Annotated in this window: 12 protein-coding genes; 7 read left to right on the plus strand and 5 right to left on the minus strand. The window is 71.7% G+C overall.

Annotation, left to right across the window (positions count from 1 at the left end):
- The first annotated feature begins 73 nt into the window (after positions 1–73).
- The 3 genes from ACH4K4_RS34050 (at position 74) to ACH4K4_RS34060 (ending at position 3,229) form a co-directional block, all read left to right on the plus strand.
- Positions 74–1,597 (plus strand): FAD-binding oxidoreductase, encoded by a 1,524-nt coding sequence (locus ACH4K4_RS34050; protein ID WP_398172881.1) that lies wholly within the window; start codon positions 74–76, stop codon positions 1,595–1,597.
- Positions 1,598–1,643: 46 nt separating this feature from the next.
- A complete protein-coding gene (locus ACH4K4_RS34055) occupies positions 1,644–2,417 on the plus strand; it encodes an SDR family oxidoreductase (protein ID WP_398172883.1) in 774 nt (257 codons plus the stop codon).
- An 89-nt stretch (positions 2,418–2,506) separates the two neighbouring features.
- On the plus strand, positions 2,507–3,229 hold the full coding sequence (locus ACH4K4_RS34060; RefSeq protein WP_398172885.1) for a DUF2306 domain-containing protein: 723 nt from the start codon (positions 2,507–2,509) through the stop codon (positions 3,227–3,229).
- A gap of 163 nt (positions 3,230–3,392) precedes the next feature.
- On the opposite strand, the gene ACH4K4_RS34065 is transcribed toward ACH4K4_RS34060, so the two are convergent.
- From ACH4K4_RS34065 to ACH4K4_RS34080, 4 genes are all read right to left on the minus strand, one after another.
- The gene (locus ACH4K4_RS34065; protein ID WP_398172911.1) at positions 3,393–4,991 is read right to left on the minus strand and encodes an MFS transporter; all 1,599 of its coding nucleotides are present in this window, start codon (positions 4,989–4,991) and stop codon (positions 3,393–3,395) included.
- Positions 4,992–5,129: 138 nt separating this feature from the next.
- Positions 5,130–6,146, minus strand: coding sequence for an alcohol dehydrogenase catalytic domain-containing protein (locus ACH4K4_RS34070; protein WP_398172887.1), 1,017 nt, complete (start codon positions 6,144–6,146; stop codon positions 5,130–5,132).
- A gap of 29 nt (positions 6,147–6,175) precedes the next feature.
- The gene (locus tag ACH4K4_RS34075) at positions 6,176–7,417 is read right to left on the minus strand and encodes a cytochrome P450 (RefSeq protein ID WP_398172889.1); all 1,242 of its coding nucleotides are present in this window, start codon (positions 7,415–7,417) and stop codon (positions 6,176–6,178) included.
- 45 nt (positions 7,418–7,462) lie between these two features.
- On the minus strand, positions 7,463–8,644 hold the full coding sequence (locus ACH4K4_RS34080) for an acyl-CoA dehydrogenase family protein (protein ID WP_398172891.1): 1,182 nt from the start codon (positions 8,642–8,644) through the stop codon (positions 7,463–7,465).
- Between the two features lie 226 nt (positions 8,645–8,870).
- Between ACH4K4_RS34080 and ACH4K4_RS34085 the strand changes: the two genes are divergently transcribed.
- Genes ACH4K4_RS34085 through ACH4K4_RS34095 form a run of 3 tightly spaced genes read left to right on the plus strand, consistent with a single transcriptional unit; the run spans position 8,871 to position 11,912 of the window.
- A complete protein-coding gene (locus ACH4K4_RS34085) occupies positions 8,871–9,284 on the plus strand; it encodes an SgcJ/EcaC family oxidoreductase (protein ID WP_398172893.1) in 414 nt (137 codons plus the stop codon).
- A gap of 23 nt (positions 9,285–9,307) precedes the next feature.
- Positions 9,308–10,729 carry an FAD-dependent oxidoreductase gene (locus tag ACH4K4_RS34090; protein WP_398172895.1) on the plus strand — a complete coding sequence of 474 codons (1,422 nt, stop codon included), beginning with the start codon at positions 9,308–9,310 and terminating at the stop codon, positions 10,727–10,729.
- Positions 10,730–10,757: 28 nt separating this feature from the next.
- Entirely contained in the window at positions 10,758–11,912 is a 1,155-nt protein-coding gene (locus ACH4K4_RS34095; protein WP_398172897.1) for an epoxide hydrolase family protein, read from the plus strand.
- A gap of 140 nt (positions 11,913–12,052) precedes the next feature.
- Here the strand turns inward: ACH4K4_RS34095 and ACH4K4_RS34100 are convergent, their stop codons facing one another.
- Entirely contained in the window at positions 12,053–13,669 is a 1,617-nt protein-coding gene (locus ACH4K4_RS34100) for a 4-hydroxyphenylacetate 3-hydroxylase family protein (RefSeq protein WP_398172899.1), read from the minus strand.
- A 213-nt stretch (positions 13,670–13,882) separates the two neighbouring features.
- Here ACH4K4_RS34100 and ACH4K4_RS34105 point away from each other — a divergent pair, with 213 nt between their 5' ends.
- Entirely contained in the window at positions 13,883–15,205 is a 1,323-nt protein-coding gene (locus ACH4K4_RS34105) for an extracellular solute-binding protein (protein ID WP_398172901.1), read from the plus strand.
- Positions 15,206–15,513: the final 308 nt, after the last annotated feature.

Consider the following 15,513-nt stretch of genomic DNA (forward strand, 5'->3'; position numbering starts at 1 on the left):
GTGAGACGCCGGCCCGGCGGTCGATGAGCGACCGTCAGGTCGGCCCATGGGACGGAGACGGGAGACGAGGAACATGACCGACAGCACCGGGGTGCCGACCGCGCCCCTCACCATCACCGCGGACGACCCGCGGTACCCCAACCTGGTCGAGAGCTACAACCACCGCTTCGTCGGACGGCCCGAGGCCATCCGGTTCGCCCGGTCGACCGGCGAGGTGGTGTCGGCCGTCGAGTCGGCCGTCGCCGCGGGCCGGCGGATCGCGGTCCGCAGCGGCGGCCACTGCTTCGAGGACTTCACCTCCTCGCCCGAGGTCCGCGTCCTGCTCGACCTGTCCCCCATGAACGCCGTCGGCTTCGACGAGCGGATGCGAGCGTTCAGCGTCGAGGCGGGAGCGACGCTCGGTGACGTCTACCGGGTGCTGTACACCTTCTGGGGCGTCACCGTGCCCGGCGGCACCTGCTTCGAGGTCGGGGCGGGCGGACACTTCTCCGCCGGCGGCTACGGTCATCTCTCGCGCCGTGACGGGCTGATCGTCGACCACCTGTACGCCGTCGAGGTCGTGGTCGTCGACGCGTCCGGCCGCGTGCGGACCGTGGTGGCCACCCGGGATGTCGGCGATCCCCACCGGGACCTGTGGTGGGCGCACACGGGAGGTGGGGGCGGCAGCTTCGGCGTGGTCACCCGCTACTGGCTCCGCACTCCGGAGCGTGACCCGGACGGCGCCCCCTCCTCCCTGCTGCCGACCGCGCCCACACGGATGCGCCGACGGGTCGTCATGTGGCCTTGGGAAGGGATGACCAAACGTTCGTTCATTGCGCTGCTCCGCAACTACTGCGGCTGGTACGAGGACCACACGGACCCGGACTCCCCCGCAGCGAACCTGTGGAACAACCTCATCGTGCCGCACCGGGGCGCGGGTTCGTTCGGCATGACCGCGGTGCTCGACGACGACACACCGGGCTCGGCCGCCCTGCTGGACGAGCAGTTCGGCCGGATCACCGACGGGGTGGGCGTCGCCCCGGTGACGGACGAACTGGACGTCGTCCCCTGGTGGAGCTCGTGGATGCCCTCGTACGACTGGCCCAGCGACCCGCGGGGTCGCTACAAGAACAAGGCCGGTTATCTGCGCCGGGGATTCACCGAGCGGCAGCTCGACGTGCTCCACCGCTTCCTGGGCGCACAGGGCTGCCCTGCCCCCGCGGGCTGCCTCGTCCTGACCGGCTTCGGCGGCCGCGTCAACACCATGCCGCCCGACGCGACCGCGACCGCCCAGCGCGACTCCATCCTCAAGGCGTCGTACAGCACGGGTGTCTGGCAGTCGGCGGAGCAGGACGCCGCAAACATCGCCTGGGTGCGCGCGTTCTACCGGGAGATGTACGCCGACACCGGCGGCGTGCCCGTGCCCGGCCGCACCGCCGACGGCTCCTACATCGGCTACCCCGACGTCGACCTGGCCGACCCGGCCTGGAACACCTCCGGGGTGCCGTGGCACGACCTGTACTTCAAGGACAACTACCCCCGCCTGCAGGCCGTCAAGCTGCGTTACGACCCGCGCGACGTGTTCCGGCACGCCTTGTCGGTCCGCCTGCCCGCGTGAACGCCCGGCCCGTAACCGATCCGCCACGACCCCACGGAGGAGCAGCATGTTCGAGGACCGTACCGTCATCGTCTCAGGAGTCGGGCCCGGACTGGGCCGGGCCATCGCCTTGCGCGCGGCCCGGTGCGGCGCGGACGTCGTCCTGGCGGCACGTACCGGGGCGAGGCTGGCCGAGATCGCCGCGGAGATCGAGGCGAGCGGCCGGCGCGCGCTGGCCGTGCCGACCGACATCACCGACGAGGCCTCGGCCACCCACCTCGTCGAGACGGCCGTCGCGGCCTTCGGACGTGTGGACGCCCTGGTCCACAACGCTTTCGCGGCTCCGCCGCTGGTGGAGCTGGGGGAAGCCGAACCGGACGACCTCCGCGCCGGGTTCGAGACGAACGTCATCGCGGCCCTGCGGCTCACCCGTCTCTGCACCCCCGCCCTCGCCGGGTCCCGCGGCGCGGTCGTGATGATCAACTCGGCGATCGTACGGCACTCCAGGCCCGGATTCGGCGCCTACCGGATGGCCAAGGCCGCCCTCCTCTCCGCGGCGCGGAGCCTGGCGACAGAGCTGGGACCCCGCGGCATCCGTGTCAACTCCGTTGCGCCCGGCTACATTTGGGCCGACGCGCTGCGGGAGGGGTTCGGCCGTGTCGCGGTGGAGCGGGGGGTGACGACGCGGCAGGTGTACAACGAGATCGCGGAGACCCTCGACCTGCGCCGGCTGCCCGAACCGGACGAGGTGGCCGACGCGGTGCTCTTCCTCGCCTCGTCCGCCGCCCGTGCCGTCACGGGCCAGTGCCTGGACGTCAATGCCGGCGAATTCCACCACTGACGGCCCGCGCCGACGGCCCGCCCTCCGGACCGTCTCCGGGAGGCGGGCCCCCGCACGACCACCACAGGACGACGACTTCGGAGCTCATCGTGATACGGAGTGCTGGTCGGCCCGCGACCGCGGGCCCGGACACGGCGCCACCACGCGCCGCCGCCACGCCAGGCGCCACGCCGGACCCCACGCCGCGCGGCGTGATGCGCCGCGCCTGGCTCGTCGGCGCGGCCGTGCTCGTGGTCTTCAACTTGCTGCACGCCTTCCCGCGGTACGCGACGGGGGACCCGCACCAGGCGCGGATCCCGCTCGACCAGGGATTCCCGGAGCACTACGGGGTGCTGGTCGCCCACGTGGTGCTCGGGAACCTGTCCATGGTCACCGTCTTCCTGCAACTGCTGCCCGGGGTACGGCGCTTCCACCCGCGCGTCCACCGGATCAGCGGCCGGCTCTACGTCTTCGCCGCCGCGCTGCCCAGCGCCCTCCTCGCGCTCGTGCTGCTGCCCTTCTCGAAAGCCCCGTCGGGCCAGGTCGGACTGGCGACGATGGCGGTCCTGTGGATCGCCACCACGGTAGCGGGGTACGTCCGCGCCCGGCAGCGCCGCTTCCACGACCACCGGCGGTGGATGGTCTACAGCTTCGCCCTGGCCCTCGGCACATCGTGGGGCCGGGTGCTCTCCGAGGCCATGACCTACATCCCGGGCTTCCGGATCGACGTGCTGCCGCTGCTGGAGATCTCCTCATGGCTCGGCTGGATCGTCAACCTGCTGATCGCCCACTGGTGGCTCCGGCGCAGCGCACCGCCGCCCGCCCTTCCGTGACCTCGCCAGGAGCGGGCAGGCCGGCTCCCGGCCGCCCTCCCCCTGACGACGAAGCCCGCGGTCCGGCGGACCGCGGGCTTCGTCGTCCCGTTGGCGTACGGCGGGGGCCGACGCTCGGCACCACGGTGCAGCGGACAGTGTCCCCGCCGGGCGCGGGGCGGGATCAGTCCGCCGCCGCGACCCGTTCCTCCTCGGCGTCCGCCGGGCCGGCCGGTGCGCCGGACCCGCCGTCCTCCGCGGCCTGTCCCGTCGGCGGCACGTGCCGGAGCAGGATCGCCACCAGCACCGCCACGAGCAGGAGCACACCGGCGCACACGGCGGCCACGGTGTTCAGCCCGCTGACGAAGGCCGCGCGCGCCGCCCTCGCCACCTCCGCCCCGAGCCCGCCGGCGAGCCCTTCGGCCGCCGACAGGGCGGCCGACAGGGTATCGCGGGCGGCAGCCGCGACGTCCTCCGGAAGCCCGCGGGGCAGCTTGTCGCCGACCGCGCCGCGGTAGACCGCGATGGAGAGGGTGCCGAGGGCCGCGATGCCGAAGGCGAAACCGAACTGGCCGCTCGTCTCGTTGATGGCCGCGGCCGATCCGGCCTTCTCGGGCGGCGCGGAGCCGATGACCAGGCCGGCGCCGAGCGTGACCATCGGTCCGGCCCCGAGGAAGACCAGGGCGAAGCCGAGGATCAGCACCCAAGGATCGTCGTCGGCGTTCATGAAGGCCATCACGAGCAGGCCGGCCACCGAGATCAGCAGGCCGCCGCCGATGACGTAGGCCGGCCTGATCCGCCGTGCCACGAGGGGGGACACGCCGAAGCTGACGGTGTTGGTGATCACCGCGGGGAGCATCCAGAGACCGGCCTGGAGCGGGGTGAGGCCGTGTGCGAGCTCCAGGTCCTGGGTGACGAAGAGCATGATGACGCCGGTCAGCATCGTGCCGAAGAGCATCCCGCCGAGCGCCGTGCTGAAGGAGCGGTCCGCGAACAGCCGCAGGTCGAGGAGCGGGTGGGTGAGCCGCCGCTGCCGGCGTACGAAGAAGACGGCGACGACGAGACCGAAGACGACGGCCGCGACCGGCCACGGCTGCCAGCCGTTGTTCGAGATTTCCTTCAGCCCGTAGATGACGGGGATGATGGCGGCCAGGGACTCGGCGACGCTCAGCGGGTCGAGACGGCCGGCGTCCGGGTTGCGGTACTCCGGCAGCAGGATCGGCCCGAGGACGAGCAGCAGCACCATCGCGGGCACGCCGAGCAGGAACACCGAGCCCCACCAGAAGCTGTCCAGCATCGCGCCGCCGACGATCGGCCCGATGATGGCGCCCGCGGAGAAGCACATCATCCAGATGCCGATGGCCGTGCCGCGCTGCTTGGCGTCGGTGAACATCGTGCTGATCAACGACAGTGTCGACGGCGCCAGGGTCGCGCCGGCGATGCCGAGCAGCGCGCGGGCCGCGATCAGCATCGCCGGGTTGACGGAGTACGCGGACACCAAGGAGGCCACGCTGAAGGCCGTGGCTCCGATGAGCAGCAGTTTCCGCCGCCCGATCCGGTCGCCCAGGGTGCCCATGGTGATCAGGAAACCGGCGAGCATGAACCCGTAGATGTCCGTGATCCACAGTTGCTCGACGCCGTCGGCGTGCAGGGCGGTGCTGAGCTTCGGCAGCGCGAGGAGCATGACGAACACGTCGAGGGACACCAACAGGGTCGGCAGGGCCAGGACGGCGAGCCCGATCCATTCCTTGCGGCCCGCCTTCGTGGGGGGCCCTCCGGCCATGCGTTCCATTGCAGTTCCTTCCCGGTTGCGGCTGACGGGGGCGCTGTGCGCCACGTCCTTCGGAACTGGGTCGGAACCGTCCGCCCGGTTTCGACGTCCGGGCCCCGGGAAGTGCCGGAGGGCCCGCGCCCCCCGTCCTCAGTAGGTCACGACCGCCCGGAACCGGATGCTCCCCTTCTCCACCCGGTCGACGGCCTCGTTGATCCGCTCGGCCGGGAACGCCTCGACAACCGGGGCCACCTTCCCCGCGGCGACGAGCTGGAGCGCCTCCGCGAGCAGGTGGGGCCCGTCGTGGCTGGCCCCGATCACCCGCTGCCGTCGAGCCCACACGGGGGCGTCGGGCCCGATCGTGAAGGAGTCGACGGGGTCGATCGTGGCGAGTATGAGCCGTCCGTCCACCCGCAGCCCCTGAAGGGCGTCCGAGGCGGCCCGGTACGAGGTGCCGGTGACCAGCACGACGTCCGCTCCGCCGAGGTCGCGGAGCCCGCTCCCGTCGCCGACGACGTGGTCGGCTCCCAACCGGCGTGCCAGGGCGTGCTTGTCCGGGGACCGGGTGATCGCCACCGTCTCGAAACCGCCGGCCCGGGAGAACTGGAGGGCCAGGTGCCCCAGGCCGCCGATGCCCAGGACCGCGAGGCGCTCCGAGGGGGCCGGGGCCGCGGCGGCCAAGGCGCTCCACGCCGTGTATCCGGCGCACAGCATCGGGGCCGCTTGCACATCGTCGATCCCGTCCGGGATCAGTACCGTTCCCGCGGCGTTCGCCACCACGTACTCCGCGTGTCCGCCCGGCACGGTCATGCCGGTCAGGGCCGGCCGCTCGCAGGCCATTCCGGACCGGCCGGAGAGCGGCGCGCCACGCCGGCAGGACGCACACCGCCCACAGGTTCCCTGGATCCAGGTGACGCCCACGCGGTCCCCGGGTTTCCTGCTGTCGGTTCCCGGCCCCGTCTCGACGACCTCGCCCACCGCCTCGTGGCCGATGACCGCCGGACTCACCGCAGGGAAGTCGAAGACGCCCCGCGACAGCCAGACGTCGTTGTGGCAGAGCCCGCAGGCGCGGACCCTGACCAGGACCTGGCCCGGACCGGGCCGGGGAGTGGGAACCTCGCGGAGCTCCCACGGGGCACCCGGGTACGGGATCACCGCCGCTCTCATGGTCGTCGCCGCCTTTCCGATCGCCGCGGTCACCGGGACGTCGCCGGTGCGGGGGTGGCCGACAGCCGGACCGGAAGGCGCAGGACACCGTTCATGATGAAGGTGGCCTGGGGTTCGATCTCCTCGGGGGCGACGGCCAGGGTGAGGTCCGGGAAGCGTTCGAACAGCGCCGACAGGGCGATGCGCGCCTCCATCCGGGCCAGGGGCATGCCGATGCAGCGGTGGATCCCGTGGCCGAAGGAGAGATGGGTCCGGTCCTCGCGGGTGGCGTCGAAGGCGTCGGCCGACGCGCCGTGGACGGCCCGGTCGCGTCCGGCCGCCGCGAAGTTGACGAGGACGGGTTCGCCCCGGGCGATGGTGACCCCGCCGAGTTCGATGTCCTCGGTGGCGAACCTGAAGGGCAGGTGGGCGACCGGCGCCTCGGCCCGCAGGGTCTCCTCGATCACGTCCTCCCAGGTCACACGCCCCTGCCGGACGAGGCGCAGCTGCTCGCGGTCGGTGAGCAGCGCGCGCACCGCGTTCGCGATCAGGTTCATCACCGGTTCCGTCCCGGTGGCCAGCAGCAGGTGCAGCGTGCCGACCAGTTCGGAATCGCTGAGCCGGGCCGCGTCGTCGCGCGCCGCGATCAGGTCGCTCGTCAGGTCGTCGCCGGGCGCGCGCCGTTTGGAGTCGACGAACTCCTGCATCTCCCGGTGCCACTGTTCGACGTTCGCCGCCGCGTCCGCCGCGTCCACCGTGGTGTCGACGTTCACCTCGCCGCCGCGGAGCAGGCGGGCCCGGTCGCCGGGGGCGACGCCGAACAGGTCACAGATGACGCGGGCCGGCAGGGGGTGGGCGAAGCGCTCCTTGAGGTCGATCACCTCGCCGGGGGCGGCGACCAGCCCGTCCAGGAGTTCGGCTGTGGCCGTCTCGATGCCGGCGCGCATCGCCTCGACGCGCCGCGGGGTGAAGGCCTTGACGACCAGCTTGCGGAGACGGTGGTGGTCGTCGCCGTGCGCGGTCGTCAGGTTGTCCATGAGGACCCACCCGATCAGGGGGAAATCCTCCGCGACCGCGCCCTCGGCGAGCGGCGGCCAGTGCTTGCGGGGGTCCTTGGAGAAGCGGGGGTCGGCGAGGGCGCGGCGGGCTTCCTCGTAGCCCGCCACCGACCAGGCGGCGAGCCCTCCCGGGAGTTCGATGCGGGTCACGGGTCCGCGCGCGCGGATCCGGGCGGCCTCGGCGTGGATGTCCCGACCGCTGCGGTCGATCACCACGGGGGCGCGGTCTTCCATGGGTGCCTCCTGGCGGCGTGGATGGCGGGAGGTGGGCGGCCGGGGTCAGAGATAGAGGGTGTTGGGGCCCAGGCCGGCCAGGACGCGTCCGTACAGCTCCAGGTTCGTGTTCGGGTGGATGATCGCGTGGCGGCTCATCGTCCGCATGTCACGCTCGATCCGCTGGATGGGGACGTCCGTGTAGACGGACGAGCCGCCGCTCGCCGAACTCAGGATGTCGACCGCCTCCTGCGAACGCCGGCACACCGCCCCGAGGTCGAGGCGTACCCGCGCGCGTTCCTCCAGCGTCCACGTCTCGCCCGCCACCGCCTTGGAGTCGAGCAGGTCGGCGGCGCGGAACGCGTGGAACGCGGCCTCGTCGGTCCGCAGGACCGCCTCGGCGAGCTGCAGATGCGTCAGCGGTGCCTCGCGCTGGCTCTCGTAGTCCGTGTAACTGATTTTCCGTCCGGGCAGCCGTTCCATGAAGGACTCCCGCGCGGCCTTGGCCATGCCGAGGGCCGGGGCGCCCACCGTCGCGCATGCGGTCGGCATGAAGGGCGCACGCCACAGGGGGCGGTCGGCGTTCCGCTCCGAACCGTGCCGGCCGGCGAGCACGGGGCCCATGTGCAGCACCCGGGCGTCCGGGACGAAGACGTTCTCGGCCACGGTGGAGACGCTCCCCGACCCGCGCAGTCCGCTGGTGTGCCAGTCGTCGACCACGGTGAGGTCGGCGAGCGGAACCGCCACCATGACCGGCTGCGGCTGCCCGTCCCCGTCGACCAGCACGGCCGCGCAGGTGTTCCACTCGCTGTGCCGGGCACCGCTGTTGAACGTCCACCGACCGTCGAGTACGACGCCGCCCGCTGCCGGGACGGCCTGCACGGTGGGGCTCAGAATTCCGCTGATCCGCACGTCCGGGTCGACGAATATCTCGTCCTGCACCTCGTCCGGGAACAGACCGGCCATCCAGGTGCTGATGGCATAGACCGCGGCCGTCCAGGCCACGGAGGCGTCTCCACGGGCGAGTTCGGAAATCACCTCGACCGTCGTCCGCATATCCGACTCGAAACCGCCGTACCGGCGCGGTACGCGCATACGGAACAGACCGGATTCGCGCAGGGCCTCCAGCACGTCGTCGTGCGCCCTGCGGTTCTCCTCCATCCACACCGCGTGGCTCCGGAGCCGCGGGACCAGCTCCGTCGCGCGGCCGACGAGTTCCGCACCGGAAGGGACAGCAGTGACAGTCATCGGACACTCCAGGGGAATAGTCGCGTCGATCAGGATTCGCCGCGGCCCGTCGCCACAGCGTCCTTCGCCGTCGACAACAGTGCTCCGGCGGTCTTTCGGAGGCATCTTCGGAATTGCGGCATCCGGCCGGAACCCTGGGCGGCCGGGGCGCAATGAGGAAGATGCCCCGGCACTTCGGCCCATGCGAGTCTTCCATTCGTCGAATTACCGAGGAAAGGAAGAGAAAATGGCCATCGAACCCACGGAACAGAATGCGGATAAGGTCCTCGCGGTACCCGGGCGCATCGTCGCCGCATGGCAGAGGAACGACGGCGGAGCCTTCGCGGACGTGTTCGCCGAGGACGCCACCCTCGTCCTCCCCGGAACGTTCCTGGCGGGCCGCCAGGCCATCCGCTCGTTCATGACCGAGGCGTTCTCCGGCCCCTTCAAGGGCACCCGGGTGACCGGCGACCCGGTCGACGTGCGGGTGCTGGGCGCCGATGTCGCCGTACTGACGACCCGGGGCGGCGTCATCCCGCCCGGCGCCACCGAGCTGCCGGAGGAGAACGCCATCCACGCCACCTGGGTTCTGGTGCGGCGCGCCGACGACTGGCTCATCGCCGCGTACCAGAACACTCCGGCCGTCACCGCGCGGTCTTGACCCGGCCGGCGGAGGGTGCACAGGTGACGGAGCCACATACCGGGACGCGCGCCGTCGTACTCGGCGCGAGCATGGCGGGCCTGCTGGCGGCGCGGGTCCTCGCCGAGCGGTTCGGCGAGGTCGTGGTGGTGGACCGGGACACGGTCCTCGGGGCGGAGGGCCCCCGCCGGGGCGTGCCCCACGGACGCCACGCGCACGGGCTGATCGCCCGCGGCCAACAGATACTCGAAGAGCTGTTCCCCGGGCTCACCGCAGAGCTGCGCGCCGCCGGTGCCGAGCCGGGGGACTTCAACGGTGACATCCGCTGGTACTTCAACGGCCGTCGGCTGCGGCCCGGCCGGTCCGGGCTCGTCTCGGTGCCGGCCACCCGCCCCGTCCTGGAGGCGCACGTGCGCGGCCGGGTGCAGGCGCTGCCGAACGTGCTCTTCCGCGAGCACACCGACATCGTCGGGCTGTCGGTCTCCTCGGACCGGCGCCGCGTCCTCGGCGCCCGGGTCCAGCCCCGCAACCGCACCGCGCCGGAAGTGATCGACGCCGACCTGGTCGTCGACACCACGGGACGCGGCTCACGGACGCCCGCGTGGCTCGACGAACTGGGCTATCGGCGGCCCGACGAGGACCGGGTGAAGATCGACCTGGCCTACACGACGGCCCACTTCAAGCTGCGCGGCGATCCGCTGGGGTCCGATGTCGCGATCATCCCGGTCGCCACCCCCGCCCATCCGCGCGGTGCGCTGCTCTACCGCGTGCCGGGGCGCGCGGGCTGCGTCGAGCTGTCGCTCACCGGCGTACTCGGCGACCACCCGCCCACCGATCCCGACGGTTTCCTGCGGTACGCGGCGACCCTCCCGGTTCCGGACATCCACCGCGCGGTGCGGGACGCCGAGCCGCTCGACGAGCCTGTGATGTTCCGGTTCCCGATGAGCGTCCGCCGCCGCTACGAGCGGCTGACGCGCTTCCCGGAGCGGTTCCTGGTCATGGGCGACGCCGTGTGCAGCTTCAACCCGGTCTACGGGCAGGGCATGAGCGTCGCCGCGCAGGAGGCTCTGGTGCTCCGCGGCCACGTGGCGGCGGGCCCCGCGCCCGACGCGCGGGCGTACTTCCGGGACATCGCGCGCGCCGTGGACGCGCCCTGGGACTTCTCGGCGAGCGCGGACCTCGGTTACGTGGGCGTCGAAGGCCGTCGGACGGCGAAGACCAAGTTCGCGAACGCCTACGTCGCGCGGCTGCAGGAAGCCGCCGCCCACGACGCGGTGCTGGCCAATTCCTTCATGCGCGTCGCGGGGCTGGTGGACGCGCCGGCCACGCTCATGAGCCCGCACCGGGCACTGCGCGTGCTGCGCCACAGCCTGCGCCGCGGGCCGCGGCCGGACTCCGGTTCCCGGCGCGCGGCCGCGCCGGGCCCGGCGGCCGCCAGTGCCACCCACGACACCCCCGACACGTGACGACCACCGGATCCGGAAAGGCTTTCGTATGCGCCCCTTCCGTATCGCCGTGCCACAGGCCGACATCGACGATCTCCACCGGCGGCTCGACGCGACCCGGTGGCCCGACGAGGTGCCGGGCACCGGGTGGGACCGCGGCGTGCCGCTCTCCTACCTCCGCGAACTGGCCCGATACTGGCGGACCCGGTTCGACTGGCGCGCCGCCGAGGCGCGCCTGAACCGGTATCCGCAGTATCTGACGGGAATCGACGGCGCCACCGTCCACTTCCTGCACGTCCGCTCCCCCGAACCGGACGCCCTGCCCCTGATCGTCACGCACGGCTGGCCCGGCTCGGTCGCCGAGTTCCTGCGGGTGATCGGCCCCCTGACCGATCCCCGGCGCCACGGCGGGCGCCCGGAGGACGCCTTCCACCTCGTCATCCCTTCCCTCCCGGGCTACGGCTTCTCGGGGCGGATACGCACCACGGGGTGGGACGTGCGCCGAGTGGCGAGGGCGTGGGCGGAACTCATGGAGCGCCTCGGGTACACGCGGTACCTGGTGCAGGGCGGCGACTGGGGGATGCCCGTCTCGCTGGAGCTCGGGCTGGCCGCCCCGGAGCGGGTCGCCGGGGTGCACGTCAACATGTTCGCGGCGTTCCCCCCGGCCGGCGCCTCCTTCGCGGACCTGGACGCACGCGACCAGGCGCGGTGGGAGTTCGCCGCGCACTTCGAGCAGGACGGGGCCGGTTGGCGCAAGATCCAGTCGACGCGTCCGCAGACCCTGGCCTACGCACTGACGGACTCGCCGGCCGGCCAGCTCGCGTGGATCACGGAGAAGTTCAGGGAGTGGTCGGCCGCGCGGGACTGCCCCGAGGAGGCGATCGACCGCGACACCCTGCTGACCAACGTCTCCGTCTACTGGTTCACCGCCACTGCGGGCTCCAGCGCCCAGCTGTACTACGAGTCGAACCGCCTCGACACGGACTTCCTGCGGACCTGGGGCGGGCCGTGGCCGCTGTCCGCGCCCGTGGGGGTGGCGGTGTTCCCGGAGGACGCGGTCCGGCCCGTACGGCGCTTCGCCGAGGCGGCCCTGCCGACGCTGACGCACTGGACAGAGTGCGAGCGGGGAGGCCACTTCGCGGCCCTCGAACAGCCCGAGCTCCTGATCTCCGACGTACGCGCCTTCGCCCGCACGCTTCGCTGACCGGCCCCCGCGCTCCCGGCCGGTCCTCCCCCCGGCCGGGTCTTCCTCTTCGCGAGTCGAACCCGAGGAGAGCCCCGCAACCGCTGGTTGCGGGGCTCTTCGGGTGAGAGCGGGCTGACGGCCTCAGGCTGGTAAGACCTTCACACCACTCCGTCGGAACGGTGCGGGGCCGCCGGCTCCGGAGCCCCATCACCGGCGGTGGCGGCGTCCTGGGGCCGCTCCCCGCCCTTCCTGCCGTGCACCAGGTCGCGTCCCGCACGGCCCAGTGCGTCGAACGTGTCGAGGTCCGGGACCGTCCAGCCGTCCAGGCCGTACTCGTCCAGGCACGTGTCGACGAGCCCCTTGAACTCGTCGAGCCGGCCGTCCGCCGCGTGCTTGAGGAGCACTTCGATCCGTACGTTCTCGTGATTGCCCGCGTAGTTGCGCTCGTAGAGTTCGTGACGCCCGCCGAATTCCGTTCCGACGGCGTCCCACAGCAGCTTCATCACTTTGACCCGCTCGACGGCGTCCACCCCGTCCGATCCCCGGATGAAACGGTCCAGGTAAGGGCGGATCTCCGGGTTGGCGAAATCGTGGGCGGACGAGTTGAGGTAGATGAGGCCGCTGGCGACGTCCTGCAGCGCGATCTCCCGGATCCGGGGATAGCCGATCTGCATGAACCACCGGTAGGCCATCCCGTACCGAGGGTTCGGCAGGAGCGCCCCGTTCTTCCACGGCACCGGATTGCGCGCCGCCGCGTCGGAGAGTCCCCAGAACAGGTCGCGCCAGGCCAGTACTTCGCCCAGCCGGCTCTGTACACCGCGGAAGTCACTGCTGCCCGTCGTGTCCAGGGCCTTGGCCAGCAGTCCCGCCATGAAGTCGAGTTTGACCGCCAGCCGGGTGCAGCCGTGAAAGGTGAACCGCTCGATGAATCCGGACTCCCCGGAAAACCGCCGGATCTTCTCCGCTTCCCCGTAGACGAACACGTTCTCCCAGGGGATGAGCACCTTGTCCAGGACCAGGATCGCGTCATTCTCGTCCAGGCGGGACGACAGCGGATAGTCGAACGGGCTTCCCGCGAGCGCGGCGGTGGACCCGTACGAGGGCCGGCAGATGAGCTTCACCCCGGGCGCGCTCATGGGCACCGTCGCCACCAGGGCGAAATTCCTCTTCTTGATCGGCAGGCCGTAGTGGGCGATGAAGTTGTAGTGCGCCAGCGCCGACCCCGTGGCAACCGCCTTGGCGCCGCTGACGACCAGGCCCGCTTCGGTTTCCCGCTCGGCGTGGATGAACACGTCCTCGACCTGGTCCGGGGGCAGGCTCCGGTCCACCGGCGGGTGGACGATGGCGTGATTCCAGTACAGCACCCGTTCCTGCGACTCGGCGTACCAGCGCCGGGCGTTGTCGGCGAACGGACCGTAATAGTCGGCGTTGGCTCCCAACGTGCCCAGGAAGGACGCCTTGTAGTCGGGGCTGCGGCCCATCCACCCGTATCCCAGGCGCGCCCACGCCGCGATCGCCCGTTGGTCCCGCACAAGGTCGTCGACGCTGCGGGACACGGTGAAGAATTTGTGCGTGTATCCGTCACTGCCGGTGTCGGTCTGTGTGACGAGTTCGCCGCGGCGTTCCGGGTCGTGCAACGCGTCATACAGCCGGGCGGTCATCCGGGCCGGATTGCGGAAGGCCGGATGCGCCGTCACATCGTCGACGCGGTCGCCGTAGAGGTAAATCTCGCGAGGGCCGTCCCGCAGACTGTCCAGATACTCTTCACCGGTCATCGGGCGCGTGCTGCGGCGTTCCGCCATGCGGCACTCTCCTCACTTCCGTGCGTCGCGGGTTCGAACGCCCAGAATCCCACCGGCACCCTGCCGGTACTTCTCCGAGAATGCGCTGATCCGGTCCGGTGGAAACGGGCAAGGGCGAAGATGCCGCCGGGTTGCCGGGCCGCCGACGATGGCCGCCGGGCATCGGAGAACACAGGAAGGCTCTTCATGACATCCGAGCGAATCATTACGGTATGGGTGCCCCACTACCCGGTCATTCCTGACCATGCCCGGGAAATACAGGAGAAGGGAAACAGGTTCCGCGCCGTCCATCCCGGTTACCGGGTCGAGGTGCGCTCCGTCGACTGGCTCTCCTTTCCCGAGGAGGTGCACCGCGCCGCGCTGCGCGGCGATCCGCCCGTACTCGCGCAGTTCTTCTACACCTCGGCCCAGGAGGCGCTGGACATCCGGACGGCGTCCGGCGAGCCGCTGTTCACCCCGGTCGGTCCGGCGATCGGCGGCCGCGAGGAGATCCTCGGCGAAAAGGTCGTCCTGGACGACCTCGCGTCGGCGGCCGTCCGCTACTACACACGGGACGGCGCACTCCTCGCCATGCCGTCGCTGGTCTCGACGACGCTCATGTACGCCAACACCACCCTGCTGGCCGCCGCCGGCGTCACCGAGGTGCCGCGGACCTGGGCGGAACTCCGGACGGCGTGCGAGGCGGTCTCGTCGCGCGGTGGACCGGCGATCTCCTGGCCGAATCACGGCTGGATGTTCCAGCAGGCCCTCGCGCAGCAGGGCGGCCTGCTGGCCAACCACGACAACGGGCGTTCCGCCCGTGCCGACGCCGTCGATCTCGTCTCGGACGAGCTGATGGCGTACGTGGACTGGTGGAAGGCGCTGCACCGCGACGGGCACTACCTGTATCTGCACCACGGCCGGGCCGTCGACTGGGACGCCAACTTCCGGGCGTTCGCCGAGCAGCGCGTCGCGTTCACCATGACGACCTCCGTGGAGGCGGAGCGCATGGTCCAGGCCGGCCGCGAGGGGGGCTTCTCGGTGCGCGCGTGCCGGCTCCCCCACAACAGCGAGGCCGGGTACGCGGGCAACGTGATCGGCGGTGACGCCCTGTGGCTGGCCGGCGGGTTCGACGACGCCACGCGCGACGGCGCGCTCGCCTTCCTGCAGTACCTCCACCGTCCGGACGCGGCGGCGGAACGGCACCGGCGGACCCGCTTCATCCCCGTCACCGGCGCTTCCTTCCGGCTGCTCGAAGCCGACGGGTGGTTCGACCGCAATCCGCACCTGCGGGTCGCGGTGGACCAGCTGGCGGCCTCGGGTGACTCGCCGGCGGCGCGGGGCGCGCTGCTCGGGGAGTTCGCCAGGATCCAGGAGTTCATGACGGACGCGATGCACGAGGTGCTCGTGGACGATGCCGCGCCTGCCACGGCCTTCCGGGTGGCGACCGCCCGCGCCCAGCGGGCCCTCGACCACTACACCGCCTACTGCGAGGGGCGCACCGCGCGCGGTCCGATCGCCGTTGGATGACGTGCCGCCGCTGTGGCGGTGACATCGCGGGCGCGGAATTCCCCGTACGCGTCAGGCGCCAGGGGCGACGGGGGGGGGCGGCTGGCCGCGAGTTGCCCCGGATGGGGAAGAGGAGAACGGCGGCGCGCCCGGCCGGGGCGCGCCGCCGTTCGTCGTACGCGGACGGGTCCGCCGGCCTGCAGCCTGGCGGCCCCGACACCTCTTCGTGAAACCGCTAAAGGTTGTCCCGTAACCAGTGGTGCGGTTGGCGCGTTGGTTGGGCATGGGTGGGGTGATCTCGGCAGATGATCCGAAGTGGATCGAGCCGT

Source organism: Streptomyces sp. NPDC017529 (genome assembly GCF_044329785.1).
GTDB lineage: Bacteria > Actinomycetota > Actinomycetes > Streptomycetales > Streptomycetaceae > Streptomyces.

Bases quoted from the DNA above. Each gene is read 5' to 3' on its own strand.
- ACH4K4_RS34055 (WP_398172883.1), top strand. From the start codon at position 1,644: ATGTTCGAGGACCGTACCGTCATCGTCTCAGGAGTCGGGCCCGGACTG.
- ACH4K4_RS34100 (WP_398172899.1), bottom strand. From the start codon at position 13,669: ATGACCGGTGAAGAGTATCTGGACAGTCTGCGGGACGGCCCTCGCGAG.
- ACH4K4_RS34105 (WP_398172901.1), top strand. From the start codon at position 13,883: ATGACATCCGAGCGAATCATTACGGTATGGGTGCCCCACTACCCGGTC.
- ACH4K4_RS34065 (WP_398172911.1), bottom strand. From the start codon at position 4,991: ATGGCCGGAGGGCCCCCCACGAAGGCGGGCCGCAAGGAATGGATCGGG.
- ACH4K4_RS34050 (WP_398172881.1), top strand. From the start codon at position 74: ATGACCGACAGCACCGGGGTGCCGACCGCGCCCCTCACCATCACCGCG.
- ACH4K4_RS34075 (WP_398172889.1), bottom strand. From the start codon at position 7,417: ATGGAAGACCGCGCCCCCGTGGTGATCGACCGCAGCGGTCGGGACATC.
- ACH4K4_RS34080 (WP_398172891.1), bottom strand. From the start codon at position 8,644: ATGACTGTCACTGCTGTCCCTTCCGGTGCGGAACTCGTCGGCCGCGCG.
- ACH4K4_RS34085 (WP_398172893.1), top strand. From the start codon at position 8,871: ATGGCCATCGAACCCACGGAACAGAATGCGGATAAGGTCCTCGCGGTA.
- ACH4K4_RS34095 (WP_398172897.1), top strand. From the start codon at position 10,758: ATGCGCCCCTTCCGTATCGCCGTGCCACAGGCCGACATCGACGATCTC.
- ACH4K4_RS34070 (WP_398172887.1), bottom strand. From the start codon at position 6,146: ATGAGAGCGGCGGTGATCCCGTACCCGGGTGCCCCGTGGGAGCTCCGC.